The sequence below is a fragment of the Halobacillus sp. ABR2_026 genome, from assembly GCF_056158545.1.
Window position 1 is genome coordinate 2,538,838 of sequence record NZ_JBSWTM010000001.1, and the last position, 17,434, is coordinate 2,556,271.

At 43.2% G+C, this 17,434-nt stretch carries 15 protein-coding genes and 1 pseudogene; all 16 read right to left on the reverse strand.

From position 1 onward, the window contains the following. Window positions 1-67: 67 nt before the first annotated feature. The 16 genes and pseudogenes from ACXADE_RS13255 to gpr all read right to left on the reverse strand — a co-directional run bounded on the left by ACXADE_RS13255 (window position 68) and on the right by gpr (window position 17,412). The gene (locus ACXADE_RS13255; protein WP_474980932.1) at window positions 68-559 is read right to left on the reverse strand and encodes a hypothetical protein; all 492 of its coding nucleotides are present in this window, start codon (window positions 557-559) and stop codon (window positions 68-70) included. A gap of 28 nt (window positions 560-587) precedes the next feature. Then, entirely contained in the window at window positions 588-1,571 is a 984-nt protein-coding gene (gene floA / locus ACXADE_RS13260) for a flotillin-like protein FloA (RefSeq protein WP_474980933.1), read from the reverse strand. Further along, a pseudogene (locus ACXADE_RS13265) lies at window positions 1,568-2,892 on the reverse strand (NfeD family protein). The gene floA and the pseudogene ACXADE_RS13265 overlap by 4 nt, the downstream one beginning before the upstream one ends. Before the next feature lie 196 nt (window positions 2,893-3,088). After that, the gene (locus tag ACXADE_RS13270) at window positions 3,089-3,535 is read right to left on the reverse strand and encodes a GatB/YqeY domain-containing protein (RefSeq protein WP_474980934.1); all 447 of its coding nucleotides are present in this window, start codon (window positions 3,533-3,535) and stop codon (window positions 3,089-3,091) included. Between the two features lie 20 nt (window positions 3,536-3,555). Further along, window positions 3,556-3,729 (reverse strand): 30S ribosomal protein S21, encoded by a 174-nt coding sequence (rpsU, locus tag ACXADE_RS13275; protein WP_008638284.1) that lies wholly within the window; start codon window positions 3,727-3,729, stop codon window positions 3,556-3,558. A gap of 242 nt (window positions 3,730-3,971) precedes the next feature. After that, window positions 3,972-4,643, reverse strand: coding sequence for a deoxyribose-phosphate aldolase (deoC, locus tag ACXADE_RS13280; protein WP_474980935.1), 672 nt, complete (start codon window positions 4,641-4,643; stop codon window positions 3,972-3,974). A gap of 89 nt (window positions 4,644-4,732) precedes the next feature. Then, on the reverse strand, window positions 4,733-5,482 hold the full coding sequence (locus ACXADE_RS13285; protein WP_474980936.1) for a 16S rRNA (uracil(1498)-N(3))-methyltransferase: 750 nt from the start codon (window positions 5,480-5,482) through the stop codon (window positions 4,733-4,735). Window positions 5,483-5,486: 4 nt separating this feature from the next. Further along, on the reverse strand, window positions 5,487-6,425 hold the full coding sequence (gene prmA, locus ACXADE_RS13290; RefSeq protein WP_474980937.1) for a 50S ribosomal protein L11 methyltransferase: 939 nt from the start codon (window positions 6,423-6,425) through the stop codon (window positions 5,487-5,489). A 131-nt stretch (window positions 6,426-6,556) separates the two neighbouring features. After that, a complete protein-coding gene (gene dnaJ, locus ACXADE_RS13295) occupies window positions 6,557-7,687 on the reverse strand; it encodes a molecular chaperone DnaJ (RefSeq protein ID WP_474980938.1) in 1,131 nt (376 codons plus the stop codon). Window positions 7,688-7,827: 140 nt separating this feature from the next. After that, window positions 7,828-9,660, reverse strand: coding sequence for a molecular chaperone DnaK (dnaK, locus tag ACXADE_RS13300; RefSeq protein WP_474980939.1), 1,833 nt, complete (start codon window positions 9,658-9,660; stop codon window positions 7,828-7,830). 44 nt (window positions 9,661-9,704) lie between these two features. Beyond that, window positions 9,705-10,235 (reverse strand): nucleotide exchange factor GrpE, encoded by a 531-nt coding sequence (gene grpE, locus ACXADE_RS13305; RefSeq protein ID WP_474980940.1) that lies wholly within the window; start codon window positions 10,233-10,235, stop codon window positions 9,705-9,707. 114 nt (window positions 10,236-10,349) lie between these two features. After that, window positions 10,350-11,372: a heat-inducible transcriptional repressor HrcA gene (gene hrcA, locus ACXADE_RS13310; RefSeq protein WP_474980941.1), complete on the reverse strand. Its 1,023-nt coding sequence runs from the start codon at window positions 11,370-11,372 to the stop codon at window positions 10,350-10,352. 272 nt (window positions 11,373-11,644) lie between these two features. After that, window positions 11,645-12,784 carry a radical SAM family heme chaperone HemW gene (hemW, locus tag ACXADE_RS13315; RefSeq protein WP_474980942.1) on the reverse strand — a complete coding sequence of 380 codons (1,140 nt, stop codon included), beginning with the start codon at window positions 12,782-12,784 and terminating at the stop codon, window positions 11,645-11,647. A gap of 73 nt (window positions 12,785-12,857) precedes the next feature. Further along, window positions 12,858-14,672 (reverse strand): translation elongation factor 4, encoded by a 1,815-nt coding sequence (lepA, locus tag ACXADE_RS13320; protein WP_474980943.1) that lies wholly within the window; start codon window positions 14,670-14,672, stop codon window positions 12,858-12,860. A 421-nt stretch (window positions 14,673-15,093) separates the two neighbouring features. Next, the gene (gene spoIIP, locus ACXADE_RS13325; protein ID WP_474980944.1) at window positions 15,094-16,242 is read right to left on the reverse strand and encodes a stage II sporulation protein P; all 1,149 of its coding nucleotides are present in this window, start codon (window positions 16,240-16,242) and stop codon (window positions 15,094-15,096) included. Between the two features lie 78 nt (window positions 16,243-16,320). Next, complete coding sequence (gpr, locus tag ACXADE_RS13330) at window positions 16,321-17,412, reverse strand: GPR endopeptidase (RefSeq protein ID WP_474980945.1); 1,092 nt, start codon at window positions 17,410-17,412, stop codon at window positions 16,321-16,323. Window positions 17,413-17,434: the final 22 nt, after the last annotated feature.

The following is a 17,434-nucleotide window of genomic DNA, read 5'->3' on the forward strand; positions in this document are numbered from 1 at the left end:
CGACGCCCCCCTCTTTTCATTTATACGAAAAACGCACGAATTGTATCACTACAATTCGTGCGTTGTGTCATCTTTTTCGCGGGTGGGAGCTGTGAGGCTTGCGAGACCGGGGAGGCCCCAATACTTCCGCCATTAAAACTCCTTCGGCCAACCGCTTTTTATTCCATTTTGTCGTTTTTTCTATGATCGGACCTTCCTCATACAACATTGAAGCACTCTCAGGCTTCTTATCGCTAGATACCGGGGCACTCATATAGGTATCACTGTCGTCGTGTTGAATTTCAACAGTTTGAGATGTTTTCGCCTCGGCGAGCTTCTGTTGTTTGGACTCATAGTAATCCTTCAATCGTTCTTCTCCTGATTTCGAATTCATTCCTTTATCCTGAAAGTCTTTCGCAGGACCACTCGGATGAGAGGAGGGAACAGGAATGGTTTTTCTTCCAGTTTTTTGCTTTTGATCATTTTCTTTATTCATTCCACTGAACCAGCTGATAATTCCGCCGATGATCGCAGCAAAAATTAGGAAGTTGCTGAAGATGAGCTCAATCAGATCTCCCATATGAATTCTCCTTTTGATTGATCAAGGATTATTTTTCTTCTTCTTCTTCAGACATTTTACCAAGCGTGTTTCTCATGTCTGTATCAGCATTGATGTTTTGGTAGTTCATGTAATCCATAACCCCCATCTTACCGGAACGCAAAGCTTCTGCAAGAGCTTGTGGAACTTGTGCTTCCGCTTCCACAACTTTAGCTTGCATTTCCTGAACACGTGCGCGCATCTCTTGCTCTTGGGCAATCGCCATAGCACGTCGCTCTTCTGCTTTGGCTTGAGCAATGTTCTTATCCGCTTCGGCTTGATCAGTTTGTAGGATAGCTCCGATGTTCTTCCCGATATCAATATCTGCGATATCAATGGAGAGAATTTCAAAAGCCGTTCCTGCATCAAGTCCTTTTCCTAAAACATTTTGAGAAATCAAGTCTGGATTTTCCAGCACTTTGTTGTGGTTCACGCTGGAACCAATCGTCGATACAATCCCCTCACCAACACGGGCTATAACTGTATCTTCTCCTGCACCACCAACGAGACGATCGATATTTGCTCTTACAGTAATACGTGCTTTCGCTTTCACTTCGATACCATCCATTGCAACACCTGCGATGAATGGAGTTTCAATCACTTTCGGGTTAACACTCATTTGGACGGCTTCCAGAACATCACGGCCGGCAAGATCGATGGCTGCACAACGTTCGAAACTAAGTTCAATGTTAGCTCTTTGTGCTGCAATAAGCGCATTAACCACCCGGTCTACGTTACCACCTGCTAAGTAGTGGCTTTCTAATTGGTTCGTGTTTACATTAACTCCTGCTTTATGAGCTTTGATCAATGGGTTAATGACTCGTGACGGGATAACCCTACGCAATCGCATCCCTACTAATGTGAAAATGTTAATTTTCACACCTGCTGCCAATGCACTGATCCATAGCATGACAGGAATGAATGTAAATAACACGGCTAAGACGATGACGATGATACCAATAATGATAATTGGCATTAATTGTTCAAGTGTCATTCTGTTTCCTCCTCTTGTTCTACTTTTTTAATCTCACGCACAACTATGCGCGAACCTTCTGTTTTTAAAATTTTTACTGCTTGATTTACAGCGATAAATCCACCTTCTGTCACGACATCCAAGCGCTCCCCATTAAAATCAGCTGTCCCTGATGGGCGGAGGGGTGTAATCGTTTCACCTTCCAGTCCGATTAAATCCAATCGATTTTGCGAGGATACATAGCCTTTATCGGCAGAAGTAGAATCATTCAAAATGATATGTCGAAAGAATCCTCTCTCCAAGCCTACGAATTTAAACAATATAATGGATATGATTATTGTTACGAGCAGGGCAATTCCTATACTCATCGCCATATGACCCATGTCCGCTGATGAAAGCATGAGCGAAGAGACAATGGCTGCAACTCCAGCAATTCCGGCAATCCCCCCGGTAAAAAGAACTCAGCAATAACTAGGCCAATTCCTAAGACGAGCAGTATGATTGCTTCATAACCGGCAAGGCCGGCGACAATGTGGCCGTAGAAGAACAGAACAAGAGAGAGAGCCCCCATCGTTCCCGGTATTCCAAATCCAGGGGAATACAATTCAACAACGAGACCAATACTTGCTATGGATAACAGGATTGGAATGACTACAGGATCCGTGAGAAATCTCGCGATGTTCTCCGAAAGGGTCGGTTGTTCTTCAACTATTGTAGCGCCAGACATTCCAATAGCATGAAGCAGCTCATTCCGATCATCTACAATCCCCTCTGCATAACCTACTTCTTCAGCATCGGTCGCTCCTAAGGTCAAAAATTCACCTTTTGGAGCGCCATAATCACTGACATCTATTGAAGCATCCGCCATTGCACGGGCATATAACGGATCACGACCTGTGGATTCTGCAGCAGCCACCATCGCTGAAATCCAGGCGGACTGAGCTTTCTTATCTGCAGCAGTACCATCAGAATTAATTACTCCAGATGCACCCATCGTTGATGTAGGTTTCATATATATTTGATCCGCATTCAAAGCGATGTATGAACCAGCAGAGTATGCTCGGTTTGTGACAAAGGCACTGTTCGGGACATCCAAGTCCTGAAAGATTTCTCCAATATCACCTGCTGCATCCACACGGCCTCCCGGTGTATCAATTTCGAATATGATATGATCGGCGCCATTCTCTCGAGCTTCCTCAGTTGTACGGGTAAGGAAAGCTGCCATCCCTCGTTCAACCGTATCTTTCACGGGAATGAAATACACCGTTTGCCCTTCGCCGTCCGCCTGAACCGATGATTGAAGATGGAAGAGCGATAAAACGCTGCCTAATAAAAGAAGCATCCCCCATATGAATAGACGCAACGTACGCTTCATCCCCTATTCACCTCCTTTACAGATAGACTTCCCACCATATAGTACGTTTACGAATGAAAGACACCAATGGTTTCAGAAATCTTAAGGCGCTTTGTAAAAAATTGAAAGGGCATAGTTTCCGATATGTAAAAAGGTCTCTCTTGAGCAAGAGAGACCTTTATATTTACGATAATTGTTGAAGAACGAGCTTATTGACCTTGGTTCCGTCGGCCTTGCCCTTAACTTTAGGCATGACGGCACTCATGACTTTACCCATATCACTCTTAGAAGTAGCGCCTACTTCATCAATCGTCTCATCAACGATTTGCTTGAGTTCTTCATCTGTCAGCTGTTTCGGCATATATACTTGTAAAATCTCAATTTCACGTTCGAGTCCTTCTACAGGATCCTCACGGCCAGCTTCTTTGAATTCATGGAGGGAATCATTTCTCTGTTTTACCTCACGGGTTAAAACAGTCAATTCTTCTTCTTCAGATAATGAGTCTTTCCCCAGTTTTATCGCTTCATTTTGAAAAGAAGCACGCACCATGCGGATCGTTGACAATTTTTCCTTGTCACGGGCTTTCATGGCCGTTTTCATATCCTGGGTCAGACGGTCTGTAATTGTCATCTCTTCAACACCTTCTTCAATTACTTACGCTTTCTAGCCGCCTCAGACTTTTTCTTACGGCGTACGCTAGGCTTATCGTAATATTCACGCTTACGATATTCAGCTAATGTACCACTTTTTGATACATCACGCTTAAAGCGACGAAGAGCATCTTCAAGAGACTCGTTTTTACGAACGCGAGTTGTTTTTGACATGCTAATTTCCCTCCCTCCGAAGCAAACAAAACTGTTTCTCTTGTATGGGAACCCCCCATACCTTTGACAATTATATTATATGCATTCCATATGGTCAACTTTTTTTAAAGATAAAGGTAAATGACTTTTGTTTCTAAACCTTTTTCTGATCCTTAAGTGGTATGCCTGTCTAAGAAAATGTTCTTGATCGCCAGATGTTAAAAATATAAAAAAAGCCATCCCAGGGATGGCTTCTCCTACTATTAATAATCAGAAGTTCCTTGCTCACGGTTCACAATGGCAATACCGGAGCTTGCACCTATACGAGTCGCACCAGCTTCAATCATCGCTTTTGCACCTTCATAGTCGCGTACTCCACCTGATGCTTTTACTCCCATTTCAGGGCCGACCGTTTTACGCATCAAGCTGATATCTTCTACCGTAGCTCCTCCGCCGGAGAATCCTGTGGAAGTTTTTACAAAGTCTGCTCCTGCAGCTTTTGCAAGTTCAGAAGCTGTTACTTTTTCATCTTCCGTAAGAAGGGAAGTTTCGATGATTACTTTTACAAGTGCTTTTCCTTCTGCTTCGCGGACAACGGCTTCGATATCCTGCTGGACAAGTTCTTTATTACCGGATTTCAATTCACCAATATTGATGACCATATCAACTTCTGTTGCGCCTTTTTCAATCGCTTGTTTTGTTTCAAAAGCTTTCGTTTCTTTAGTTGTTGCTCCTAGCGGGAAACCAATAACTGTACAAACTTTAACATCTGTACCTTCCAAAAGCTCCGCACAGTAGGAAACCCAGTGAGGGTTCACACATACAGAAGCGAAATTCTGCTCTTTTGCTTCTGTACAAATTTGAGTGATTTTATCTTTCGCTGTATCTGGTTTCAGCTGTGTATGATCAATCATCTTAGCTAGATTTTGTTCCATTTGTGAATCGTCCTTTCAAATTGAGTTGTTCGTACATCTATTACATTTTAGCATGAAAGCGATTGAAATGCGAGACTATGTCATGACATTCAAACTTCTTCCAATTTATAAGAGAGACTGGAAAGAAAATAGAGCGGAGCGGTTTCCATACGAAGAATCCTCGGACCTAAACGAATCGCCCGAAACCCTTCTCCCAACAGTTTCTCCACTTCATGTTCAGAAAATCCACCTTCTGGTCCAAAAGCCACAAGGATCGAGTCCCCCTGCTTAATTCCAGCCATGGCCTCACTTAATGGAGCTGTAATATTCTGTCTTGCAGCATCCGCATAACCGAATAAACAATGGTCGTAGTGATGTTTCATATCCAATAGATTGTGAAGAGGTATAACAGGCTGTACTTCAGGAACAACTAACCGCTCCGATTGTTCGCTGGCTTCCTTCGTAATTTTCTGGAGCCGTTGAATTTTCTTCGTCGCTTTCTTTTCATCCCACTTGGCTATGGAACGTTCCGCTTGATAAGGGATAAAGGAAGATGCGCCCAATTCAGTTCCTTTTTGTACGATCTGCTCCAATTTATCGCCCTTACCCAGACTTGCCACTAGAGTCACTTGAACAGGAAGTTCTCTGTCTTCATCTATCCATTTCATCACTTTACAGTGGACATACACTTCCTCTACTTCAGTAATCTGACAGAGGGCAGGGCCTTTCTCGGGGTGAATCGCGATCAGGTTGTCCTTTTCCCTCATCCGCATCACACGAACAATATGATGTGTATCCTCGCCTTGTATACGAAGGGTACCCTCGTTCCATAGATTTCGATCTACAAAATATCGTTGCATCGAATCACTCCGGTTTTTTAGCGATGATACTTACCCAGTCTTCCATTTTATTCGTTTCAACAATTTCAAACCCAGACTGAATCAGCTGGTCACGAACCATTTCTTTGCGCCCGGAAATGATGCCACATGTAATAAAGTATCCCCCAGGTTTGACTACTCGATAAGCATCATCCGTAAATTTAACGATGATTTCGGCGAGGATATTGGATACAATCAGATCTGCCTCCCAATCCACTCCCTCTAACAAGTCATTGAGTTGGGAAGTCACTTTGTTTTCAACCCCATTTAAAGCGGCATTGTTCTTTGTACTCGATACAGCGACATCATCTAAATCATACGCATACGCATGCTCAGCGCCCAGCAAGACAGAGGCAACACTCAAAATACCTGATCCTGCACCTACGTCTACGACTGTGTCTCCTTTTACCAAGTACTGTTCGAGCGCCTGGATGCTAAGCACCGTCGTTGGGTGAGTACCTGTACCGAACGCCATACCAGGATCCATTTCAATAATAATTTCATCGCTCGATACGGGGGTATAATCTTCCCATGTAGGAATGATCGTAATTTTTTCTGAAATTTTGACCGGTTTATAATACTTTTTCCAAGCGGTTGCCCAATCCTCTTCATGTATTTCACTGATTGTCACTTCGTTGTGTCCAATATCAATGCCGAATTCTGTCAGATTTGAGACAGTCTTTTTGATTCCATCAACGGTCTCTCCAAGGAAACTGTTCATCGGGAGGTAAGCTTTCACATATGCTCCTTCAGCAGGATAATCCGCCGGGTTTAATTCATAAATTTCTCCGAGCTTCGTTTTTTTTCTTTTCATATCTGACGGGTCTTCGATGACCACCCCACTTGCTCCCGACTCATGAAGGATATTTGATACCGGTTCAATTGCTTCTGTAGTCGTATGGATACATACTTCAGACCATTTCATTGATGATCCACCCTCTTCATATTATTTTCTAAGTACAAGCCTCTCAAGATAAAAAGTGCCTGCACGAGTCAAACGGGAATTCTATTCGAACCACCCATCAAACAATCGTACAGACACCTTCCTGTTAACTCTTAACTATCTCCTTTAAACGCACGTTTCATTCGTTCAAAAAAGTTCCCGTGCTGCTCATCAGTTGCTTCATTCCCGCTGATGTCATTAAATTCACGAAGAAGCTCTTTCTGTCTTTCCGTCAGGTTTTTCGGCGTGATGACTTTTGCTTTCACGTGCTGATCACCCTGTCCTCTTCCGTGAACGTTCGGAGCTCCTTTTTCTTTCAAACGGAACGTCTTACCTGTTTGCGTTCCAGAAGGGATCTTCAGTTTAACTTTACCGTGAACGGTAGGGACCTCAATTTCATCCCCAAGTGCTGCTTGAGCGAACGTAAGAGGAATTTCACAGAAAATATGATCGCCCTCGCGTTGGAAGAATTCATGAGGTTGAACTCTGATGACGACGAATAAATCACCTGCAGGACCACCATTTGCTCCTTCTTCCCCTTTGCCTTGCACACGGATCTGTTGACCATCATCGATACCCGCCGGGATGTCGAGATGGATTTTCTTACGACTTTTCACACGGCCTTCTCCACCGCAGGTATTACATTTTTCTTTGATGATTTTACCTGAACCTTGGCAATGATGACATACGCGTCGGTTTACGACCCGGCCGAACGGTGTGTTCTGTTCCTGGTTCACCTGACCTGCCCCTTGGCAATGGGAACATGTTTCAGGTGATGTGCCCGGTTTAGCCCCGGAACCATCGCATGTGTCACATTCTTCTTCTGTAGGGATTTCGATATCTGTTGATTTACCGAAAATAGCTTCGTCAAACTGCATGGTCATCGTGTATTGCAGGTCCGCTCCTTTACGTGGAGCATTTGGATCACGACGGCGTCCACCGCCACCGAAAAACATATCAAAGATATCTCCGAAACCACCGAAGTCTTCAGCGCCTCCACCGAAACCGCCAAAACCACCCTGGTTTGGTCCGGCATGACCGAATTGGTCATATTGGGCACGCTTCTGCTGATCACTTAATGTTTCATAAGCTTCTTTAGCTTCTTTGAACTTTTCAGAAGCATTATCTTCCTCACTGACGTCAGGGTGATATTTACGCGCCAGTTTACGATAGGCCTTCTTTATTTCATCTTTGGAAGCATCCTTGGACACGCCAAGGACTTCATAATAATCTCGTTTACTCACTTGTCGATCACTCTCCCGGACGCTATTACATAAGGTTTATATTAACATTGAAAATCTGGGCAGGCAAACTTCTTCTCTGCCTTATCATGAAAAAAGTCAAAGTCAAGAAGAACCTGACTTTGACTTTTTTCCAGCTTTTCTTACTTCTTGTTCTCGTCTTCGTTTACTTCTTCATAATCAGCATCGACAACATCTTCTTCAGAACCTCCAGCATCTTGTCCTTGTGCTGCTTCAGCCTGTGCCTGTGCCTGTTCATAAAGTTTCACGGAAAGAGCTTGAACCTGTTCTTGAAGCGCTTCTTTCTTCTCTTTGATTGCTTCAAGGTCTTCCCCTTCAAGGGCCGTTTGAAGTTCTTCTTTAGCAGATTCCGCTTTTTGTTTTTCTTCTTCACTTACTTGCTCACCAAGATCTTTGATCGTCTTGTCTGTTGTGAAGATCAGCTGGTCTGCTTCGTTACGAAGTTCAATCGCTTCACGTTTCTTCTTGTCTTCTTCAGCATTTTCTTCAGCTTGACGAACCATTTCTTCAACTTCCTCGTCAGAAAGACCTGAAGAAGACTTGATTGTGATGGATTGTTCTTTATTCGTACCCATGTCTTTCGCACGTACGTTAACGATTCCGTTTGCATCAATATCAAAGCTTACTTCGATTTGAGGCACACCGCGTGGCGCTGGTGGGATATCCGTCAACTGGAAACGACCAAGAGTTTTGTTATCCTGAGCCATTTCACGCTCCCCTTGCAGGACGTGGATGTCTACAGCTGTCTGATTGTCAGCAGCAGTTGAGAACACTTGGGAGTGGCTTGTTGGAATTGTTGTGTTACGTTCAATCAATTTCGTTGTAACGCCACCCATTGTTTCGATTCCTAGAGAAAGCGGAGTAACGTCAAGAAGAACTACGTCTTTCACATCTCCTTGAAGGACACCACCTTGGATGGAAGCCCCAAGGGCAACTACTTCATCAGGGTTCACGCCTTTAGAAGGTTCCTTGCCGACCTCTTTCTTAATAGCTTCCTGTACCGCTGGAATACGAGTGGATCCACCCACTAGGATTACTTTGTGAATGTCGCTTGCGCTCATGCCAGCATCTTTAAGAGCTTGACGAGTCGGTTTCATAGAACGCTCCACAAGATCTGATGCTAGCTCTTCGAATTTAGCACGTGTCAAATTCATCTCCAGGTGAAGCGGTCCTGCTTCTCCTGCAGTGATGAATGGAAGAGAGATTTGCGTTTGAGCTACACCGGAAAGGTCTTTCTTCGCTTTCTCAGCAGCGTCTTTCAAACGCTGTTTAGCCATTTTATCCTGGGACAAATCAATGCCGTTTTCTTTTTTGAATTCAGCAACCATGTGATCGATAATGACTTGGTCGAAATCATCCCCACCAAGGCGGTTGTCACCTGCTGTAGAAATAACTTCGAATGTTCCATCTCCGATTTCAAGAATGGATACGTCAAATGTACCGCCACCAAGGTCATAGACAAGAATCGTCTGATCCTGGTCTTCTTTATCGATACCGTAAGCAAGGGCAGCTGCAGTCGGCTCGTTAATGATACGCTCAACTTCAAGACCAGCAATTTTACCTGCATCTTTGGTCGCCTGACGCTCAGCATCATTAAAATAAGCTGGAACGGTAACGATCGCTTTATCGACGGTTTCACCAAGATAGTCTTCTGCATAACCTTTGATGTACTGAAGAATAATGGCAGAAACTTCTTGAGGTGTGTACTCTTTACCTTCCACTTCTACTTTGTAGTCTGTACCCATATGACGTTTGATGGAAAGGATTGTGTTCGGGTTTGTGATCGCTTGACGTTTAGCGACTTCACCTACTTGACGTTCACCGTTCTTAAATGCAACAGCGGATGGAGTTGTACGGTTACCTTCCGGGTTAGGGATAACTTTCGCTTCCCCACCTTCCATAACTGCTACACAAGAGTTTGTTGTACCTAAGTCAATACCAATGATTTTACCCATGGTTAAATGTCCTCCTTTACGAACTCGTTCATTTAGTAAGTTTTTTATTGATTTACTTTTACCATTGACGGGCGGATAACCCGGTCTTTTAAGCGATAACCTTTTTGCAGCTCTTCAACAACGATATTGCTTTCATAGTTCTCGTCTTCAACCTGCATGATCGCTTGATGCATATGAGGATCGAACTCTTCCCCTTCAGCAGGGATTTCTTCGACGCCTTCCTTTTCAAGAGCAGCTTTGAATTGGTCATAAACCATTTTCATTCCATCTGCAAAGTTTTTGGCTGCATCGCCATCCACTTCCACTTGGAGTGCCCTTTCAAAATTGTCTAGTGCTGGTATCAATTCTTCAACCAGGCTTTGGGATCTATATTTACGATCCGCTTCTTTCTCTTTTTGAGTGCGTCGGCGGAAATTATCATAGTCCGCCTGCAAACGAAGCAATCGATTGTTGATTTCATCTTTTTCCTGACGAAGCTGTTCTAGTTCATCAGTTTCTTCGACTACTGTCTGCTCAGCTTCCTCATTTTGATTTTCATCTTTTTCATCAATGATCTCTTGTTTGTTCTCTTCCACGACTTCCACCTCCTACTTTCCATTACACCGTTAATGACTATAACATGAAACCAAACCCTGAAAAAGCATGAGCCATGAAGAAAGGATAAAAACTATTCCTCACTCTTCCCCGTACTAATACCACCCACGGAAAGTATCGGTCATATGCTTGGATAAGGCATTCATCAATGAAAACATACGATTATATTCCATCCGGGTAGGACCTAAAAGTGCAATCGTGCCAACTTGATTATTCCCAAGATGATAACTGGCGGTAATCAAACTGCAGTTTTGCATAGCATCAAAAGGGTTTTCCTGTCCAATACGAACCTGAATCCCTTCCTGACCTGTACGAAGCAAGTCGGCCATTTCGTTTTCCTGTTCAATTGCAGCATATAAAGATCTCACCTTATCCAGGTCCTTGAACTCCGGCTGCATGAGAATATTTGTCTTTCCACCAATGTACAACTTTGTCGGATGCTCATCTACGAGCGCCGCACGAAGGTACTGGAAAGCCTCTTCATGATCATCTGTATGTGTTTTTAATAAATCATTGATTTCAGAATATAGTTTTTCATGCAATTTCACCAAGGGAACACCTTGGAGCCTGCTGTTTAAAATGTTTACCATCTTTTCCAAATCCGCACCTTTAATCTCTACAGGAACATTGAATGCCCGATGCTCCACGTGTCCGGTATCCGTAACTAAAATAGCAATAGCGGATTGATCAGACAAAGGTACGATCTGCAGCTGCTTAAGCTTTGTTTCGAAAACCTCAGGGCCGAGAATGATGGATGTGTAGTTCGTCAAATCCGACAGAATACCCGCGGACTTCTGAACCACCCGTTCAAACTCCAACATTTTGTCATCGAAAGCTTCCCGTATCGTCACAATTTCCTGACTGGATAGGCGTAGCGGGGAAAGTAGATGGTCGACATAGAAGCGGTAGCCTTTTTCAGACGGTACCCTCCCAGAAGATGAATGAGTTTTTTCAATAAAACCCATTTCCTCCAAATCAGCCATTTCATTCCTAATTGTAGCTGAACTGAATGTTACAGCCTCTTTTTTAGCTATTGACCGTGACCCAACGGGTTGTGCGGTCAAAATGAAATCATCAATAATGACTTGCAAAATGAGCAATTGTCTATTTGTTAACATCGATGATCACCTCTGTTAGCACTCGTTTGTAGTGAGTGCTAAATCTACTAATAAATTATCAAAAGGGATGAGGGATGTCAACGGATATTACTCTTTTTTTTAATGGACCAGGCCAGCGTCTATTTTCTAGAGGAATATCTTTCCCGACCTAAATCAAAGAAGAGCCCCTCTCCATCGCTCAAAGAAATAAGGGCTCCTATCATTATTGGTGGTTGTGTGATGGAAGTGAGCGCTTTTACCAACCTCCGGAGGCACGAATGAGGATCTGAAACTTACTCTTCCAATAGGAATTCCTGAAATACTTCATTTCCAAGAATTCTACCTTTTGAGGTGAGTCGGATAAAATCAGGACCTTCAGCGATCAAGGATCGATTTTTGAGATCAGTCAAAGTATTACCGAATACATCTACAAGTGTTCTTCCATACTTTTGCTGAAAGGACTCTTTAGAAACACCCTCTGTTTTCCTCAACCCAAGAAACATTTCCTCTTCCAATTGCTCCTTTAGACCAATCGGTTCCTCATGAAGAACCGGCTTGCCATCTTCCGTCGCTTGCTTCACATAGGCTGGCAAAGGTCTAATGTTAATGGTCCGTTTTCCTGGCAGGTAACCGTGTGCACCGGCTCCAATCCCATAATAGTATTCATTATTCCAGTATGTCAGATTGTGTTTACTTTCAAACCCAGGCTTTGCGAAATTACTGATTTCATACTGAATGGCCCCTGCAGCTGAGAGTTTACGCTGAAGGAGTTCATACATTTCAGCTTCATCATCTTCCTTCGCCTTGGTAATCTTACCCTTTTTGTACCGTTGATAAAACACGGTTTTAGGTTCAATTTGTAGGGAGTAGGATGAATAGTGCGGAAGTCCGAACTGCATCGCTTCATCGATGGTCTTTTCAAAGTCTTCAACAGTTTGACCTGGAAGAGCATACATTAAATCAATACTTACATTGGTTAGTCCCGCCTGGATGAGACGGTCGATATTTGTATAAACATCTTTAACTTTATGAACACGCCCGATCTTCTCAAGCATCTCATCATCAAATACTTGCACCCCAAGAGAAATACGATCGACCCCGTAATCTTTTAATAACCGGACTTTTTCCACATCCAAATCGCCCGGGTTGGCTTCAAACGTATATTCTTCACAACTCGCGATATCAAAATGATCCTCTATCATTTTAAGCAGCTTCTCCAATTGCCTGTGATTGACCGCTGTCGGGGTGCCCCCCCCTACAAAAATGGTTCTTACTTTTGCTTTTTCTGCAGGGATATACGTATGAATTTCTTTCTCTAATGCTTCTAAATATTCATCTGCCAGTCGTTCATTATAAAAAAACTTGGTGAAATCACAATAATGACAAATTTGCTGGCAAAATGGGATGTGAATGTATGCGGATGGGATATTCATGAATGTTGCCACCTTTCATAAGGAAAACCGCAAGAGAAGAATCTCCTGCGGTTTAACCTGTCTTCCTTTATCTTTAATCTTCATTCAAGTCCAACACAGACATAAAGGCCTCTTGAGGCACTTCGACAGAACCGACCATCTTCATACGCTTTTTCCCTTCTTTTTGCTTTTCAAGCAATTTACGTTTCCGGGAAATGTCTCCCCCGTAACATTTAGAGAGAACATTTTTACGCATGGCTTTAATCGTGGTCCGGGCTACAATCTTGTTGCCAATCGCAGCTTGTACTGGCACTTCAAACTGCTGTCTCGGGATTAGTTCCTTGAGTTTTTCAGCTATTAGCTTACCACGTTCATAGGCAAAATCGCGGTGTACGATAAATGACAATGCATCGATCGTATCGCCGTTTAGAAGGATATCCATTTTCACAAGGTTGGAAGGTCGGTATCCGATCAACTCGTAGTCAAAAGAGGCATACCCTTTCGTCTGAGATTTTAATGAATCAAAGAAATCATAAACAATTTCAGACAACGGAATCTCATACACGATGTTCACCCGGTTATCATCTAAATACTGCATATCCATGAAGTTCCCACGTTTACGTTGACAGATTTCCATGACCGGCCCTACATAATCGTTAGGAACCATGATTGTCGCTTTAACAAAAGGTTCTTGAACCTCTTCTAATTTTTGGTTATCAGGCATCATCGACGGATTATCAACATTGAAAACATCCCCATCTGTCAATGTCACCTGATAAATAACACTTGGAGCTGTAGTAATCAAGTCAATTTTATATTCCCGCTCGATTCGTTCCTGAATGATCTCCATATGAAGCATCCCCAGGAACCCACAGCGGAAACCGAATCCGAGAGCCTGAGAAGTTTCCGGCTCGAATTGAAGGGAAGAGTCGTTAAGTTCAAGCCGCTCAAGCGCATCTCTTAAATCATTGTATTTGCTGGCATCTACCGGGTACATTCCACAGAAAACCATCGGATTCATCTTTTTATACCCTGGCAGTGGTTCGGCTGCAGGATTATTGGCAAGTGTGATCGTATCACCCACGCGGCTGTCCCCGATATTTTTGATCGAAGCCGTCAAATAACCAACATCACCAACATTCAATTCTTTCATCGGCGTAGGGGTTGGCCGGAATACGCCTAATTCGTTCACTTCAAACTCTTTGCCCGTAGCCATCATCTTAATTTTATCACCAAGTTTGATGGAGCCTTCACGTACACACGTGTAGGCAACGACACCCCTGTAGGAATCATAAAGGGAATCGAAGATCAAAGCTTTTGTTGGATCTTTCGGATTACCTTCAGGCGCCGGGATATCACTTACAATCCGCTCCAGGATTTCGTCAATCCCTACCCCTTCTTTAGCAGAAGCAAGAATGGCATCTGAAGCATCAATTCCAATTACATCTTCAATTTCTTGTTTAATCCGCTCGGGATCTGCTCCAGGAAGATCTATCTTATTAATGACAGGGATGATTTCTAAGTCATTTTCCAATGCAAGGTACACATTGGCCAATGTCTGCGCTTCTATCCCCTGAGCAGCATCTACGACTAAAATCGCCCCTTCACATGCCGCTAAACTACGAGAGACCTCATATGTAAAGTCGACGTGACCAGGGGTATCAATTAAGTGAAACGTATAATCTTGTCCATCGTTCGCTTCATAGGACAATTGAACGGCGTTCAACTTAATCGTGATTCCACGTTCACGTTCAAGGTCCATCGCATCAAGGAATTGTTCCTTCATTTCTCTCTGTGTTAAAGCTTTCGTTTTTTCTAGAATACGATCAGCAAGCGTCGACTTCCCATGGTCGATATGGGCAATAATCGAAAAATTGCGGACCCTCTCTTGTTTAGATTGTGCTGTCAACTTAAATCACTCCTACTGAATTCGACACAAATATCTAGGTTGATTATAGCAATGTGAGAAGTATTATTCAATGTAAACCCGTAGAACATATGAATATTAAGAGCCAGACTGAATGATTTCAGCTAATACGACGATCATTGCATTGAAACATGAAGCAATCCCTTCTCCAATTCCCCCAGCCATTTTTGATATCCATGGAGCCTCAGAATGACTGATAGGTGGAACGCATGCATGATCGTTTGCGGATGGTTGAACAGGTGAGTTCGCCTCCCTGTCGACTTCCTTTATTGTCTGTGTCGTAACTACAGGAGCACGATCTTCCAATTTTTCATTCGTTTTATCTATCCCATCAGAATGCACCCGCAATAAAAATCATAATGATTATGATTCCTCCTACCAACCATCTCATAAGGCACCTCCTTTAATCTCCTGATACCTTCTCATCTTCAAAGTAGAAATCACTGAACACTTCGGCCATAACATCTGCAGAGCGATACAATTCATCTAAATGATTGTACACCCCGCCGAATTCAATAAGAATGGCGTTTGGGTTAAGATCCTGATTGTATACCCCATCTACTCCAGATCCTTTTTTCGTAATTACTCCTCGGCTAATCCCTGGATATTTCTCTTCAAGCTTCTGGTGAATGTCAGAAGCGAGCTGAAGGTTTTGTTCATACTGCGGATGTTCAGCTCCTATAATAAAGGCAAACCGTGCATATTCTTTACCATTAATCGTCGTCGTTGTGTGCTCCTTAGAAAGTGAATCCCTGTGAAGGTCAAACAAGTACTGTATGTCTCCATTCTGACTGAGGGCTTCTTCTACGACCGGTCTTACAGCGTCATAGGATTGATAATACTCCATACCGTTTTCACTTCTTAGTGCAGCCACATCTGTTGTATCAACAATCGTTCCTATACCTCTTCTTTCTAAACCTTCGCCCAGACGTTCTCCCACAAGAGTGATATTAACCTTCCCATCATAGACCGTAGATTCATCAGGAAGATGGGGATAGAAGGATTCAGTGTTGTGAGTATGGTAAATATAAACACGATCTTTTCCTACTGGTTTCTCTTCAGGCTTCGCATCACCTTCATTATTTTCCTCCACTTCCCCTTCTTCCCCGCGGTCATCTACAATCAACGGCGGCTCGGATTCAACAGGAAGTGTGGAATAGTCGGTCCCTTTTCCTGCAATGATGATTTGACTATTGTAAGAAGACAGACCAGGGATTTCTCTCCCAAGCAAACTTCGAGGATCATTCGGTGTCAGGCTTGTAAGTAGTTGAAAGGACAACGTCGTCAAACTCGGAATCCTGTTCCCCTCTGGATGGGCATCCTTAAACGATCGGTTTTCCATTTCGAATAAATATAGAAAGGCGCTTCCCTCAAGTTTCGTTGTCCATTCCTGGATGGTACTTGAATAGATGCGGTACGTCGTTTTAGCCCCTGTAAGAACCCCTATCCCGATAAATAATAAAAGCAAAACAGTAATGACGATGATCGTCCACCTTGTCCCCTGTTTCATATAGCTTTTTTTATTCGTTTTTATGATTGGGTATCGAGACATAAGAAAACCTCCCTCTCATCCACTATCTAGTAAATGGTATGAGAAAGAGGAATTTAATAGAACCTCTCTATCAATTCATTATTTAAAATAAGATTGGGCCTCGCCATCTTCCACCCCTGGGTGTAGAGCTCCATTGATCCCCTTAGCAATAACATGGGCCATATCCTGTATAAAACTGTCCACCTCTTTAGGTGTGACCATCAAATTATGACCGAGAGGAGTTAATACCTCTTTGATCAATTGTTTCTTTTCTGCTTCCTGTAACTGACCAAACATTCCCATAACAGCTTTGCTTTGTTCCTCATCGGGATGATCTTCCTCTGTCAATGTCTTTCTCTCAAAAGGGTTCATAGCGGGAGATAGAGCATTTGATGGTCGATCCTTTTCCTTCCATTCCCTGCCAAAATGTTTAAGGACATAATCAATCGCATCGCTTGTAATAGTAACGGCGTCCACTACAGTAGGAACACCAATGGAAATGACAGGTATCCCATACGTTTCACGGCTGATCTCTTTCCGCTTATTCCCTACTCCTGAGCCCGGATGTATTCCCGTATCTGAAAGCTGGATCGTCGCATTGATGCGGTTGATCGATCTAGAAGCAAGAGCATCGATCACTAATACGAAATCAGGCTTGGTCTCTTCAATAATCCCATGAACCATATCACTCGTCTCTATTCCTGTCACTCCCATAACCCCAGGAGTGAAAGCAGACACAGGTCGATACCCTTCTGAAACCGTTTCCGGATGAAGTTCAAAAAGATGACTGGTTACATAGATTTCTTCCGTAACTAAAGGCCCTAAGGCATCTGGAGTCACATTCTGATTCCCCAGGCCAACAATTAACCCGCGATCCATCTCCTTAATCCCACATTCACTCATCAGCTTTCTCAATTGACCGGATAACGTCTTCGATAAGTTTACTTGCAGATGATGATCCTGCTTTCGGATAGCCTGTGATTCTAATGTTACATAATGACCCGCCTTTTTTCCGATACGTTCAGCTCCTGCTTCATCTACAGTCACATACGTAATTTTAATTTCATTTTTTTCATTTTCATGAACTTCCACTCCGTCAGTATCTGAGGATTGTGGTTCGTCTTTCACATTCATTTCCTGAGCTTCTAATGCCAAGTCCGTTCTCAACGAATAGTCGAATTTTTCCTCCATTCACTTCAACCTCCTTAATAAA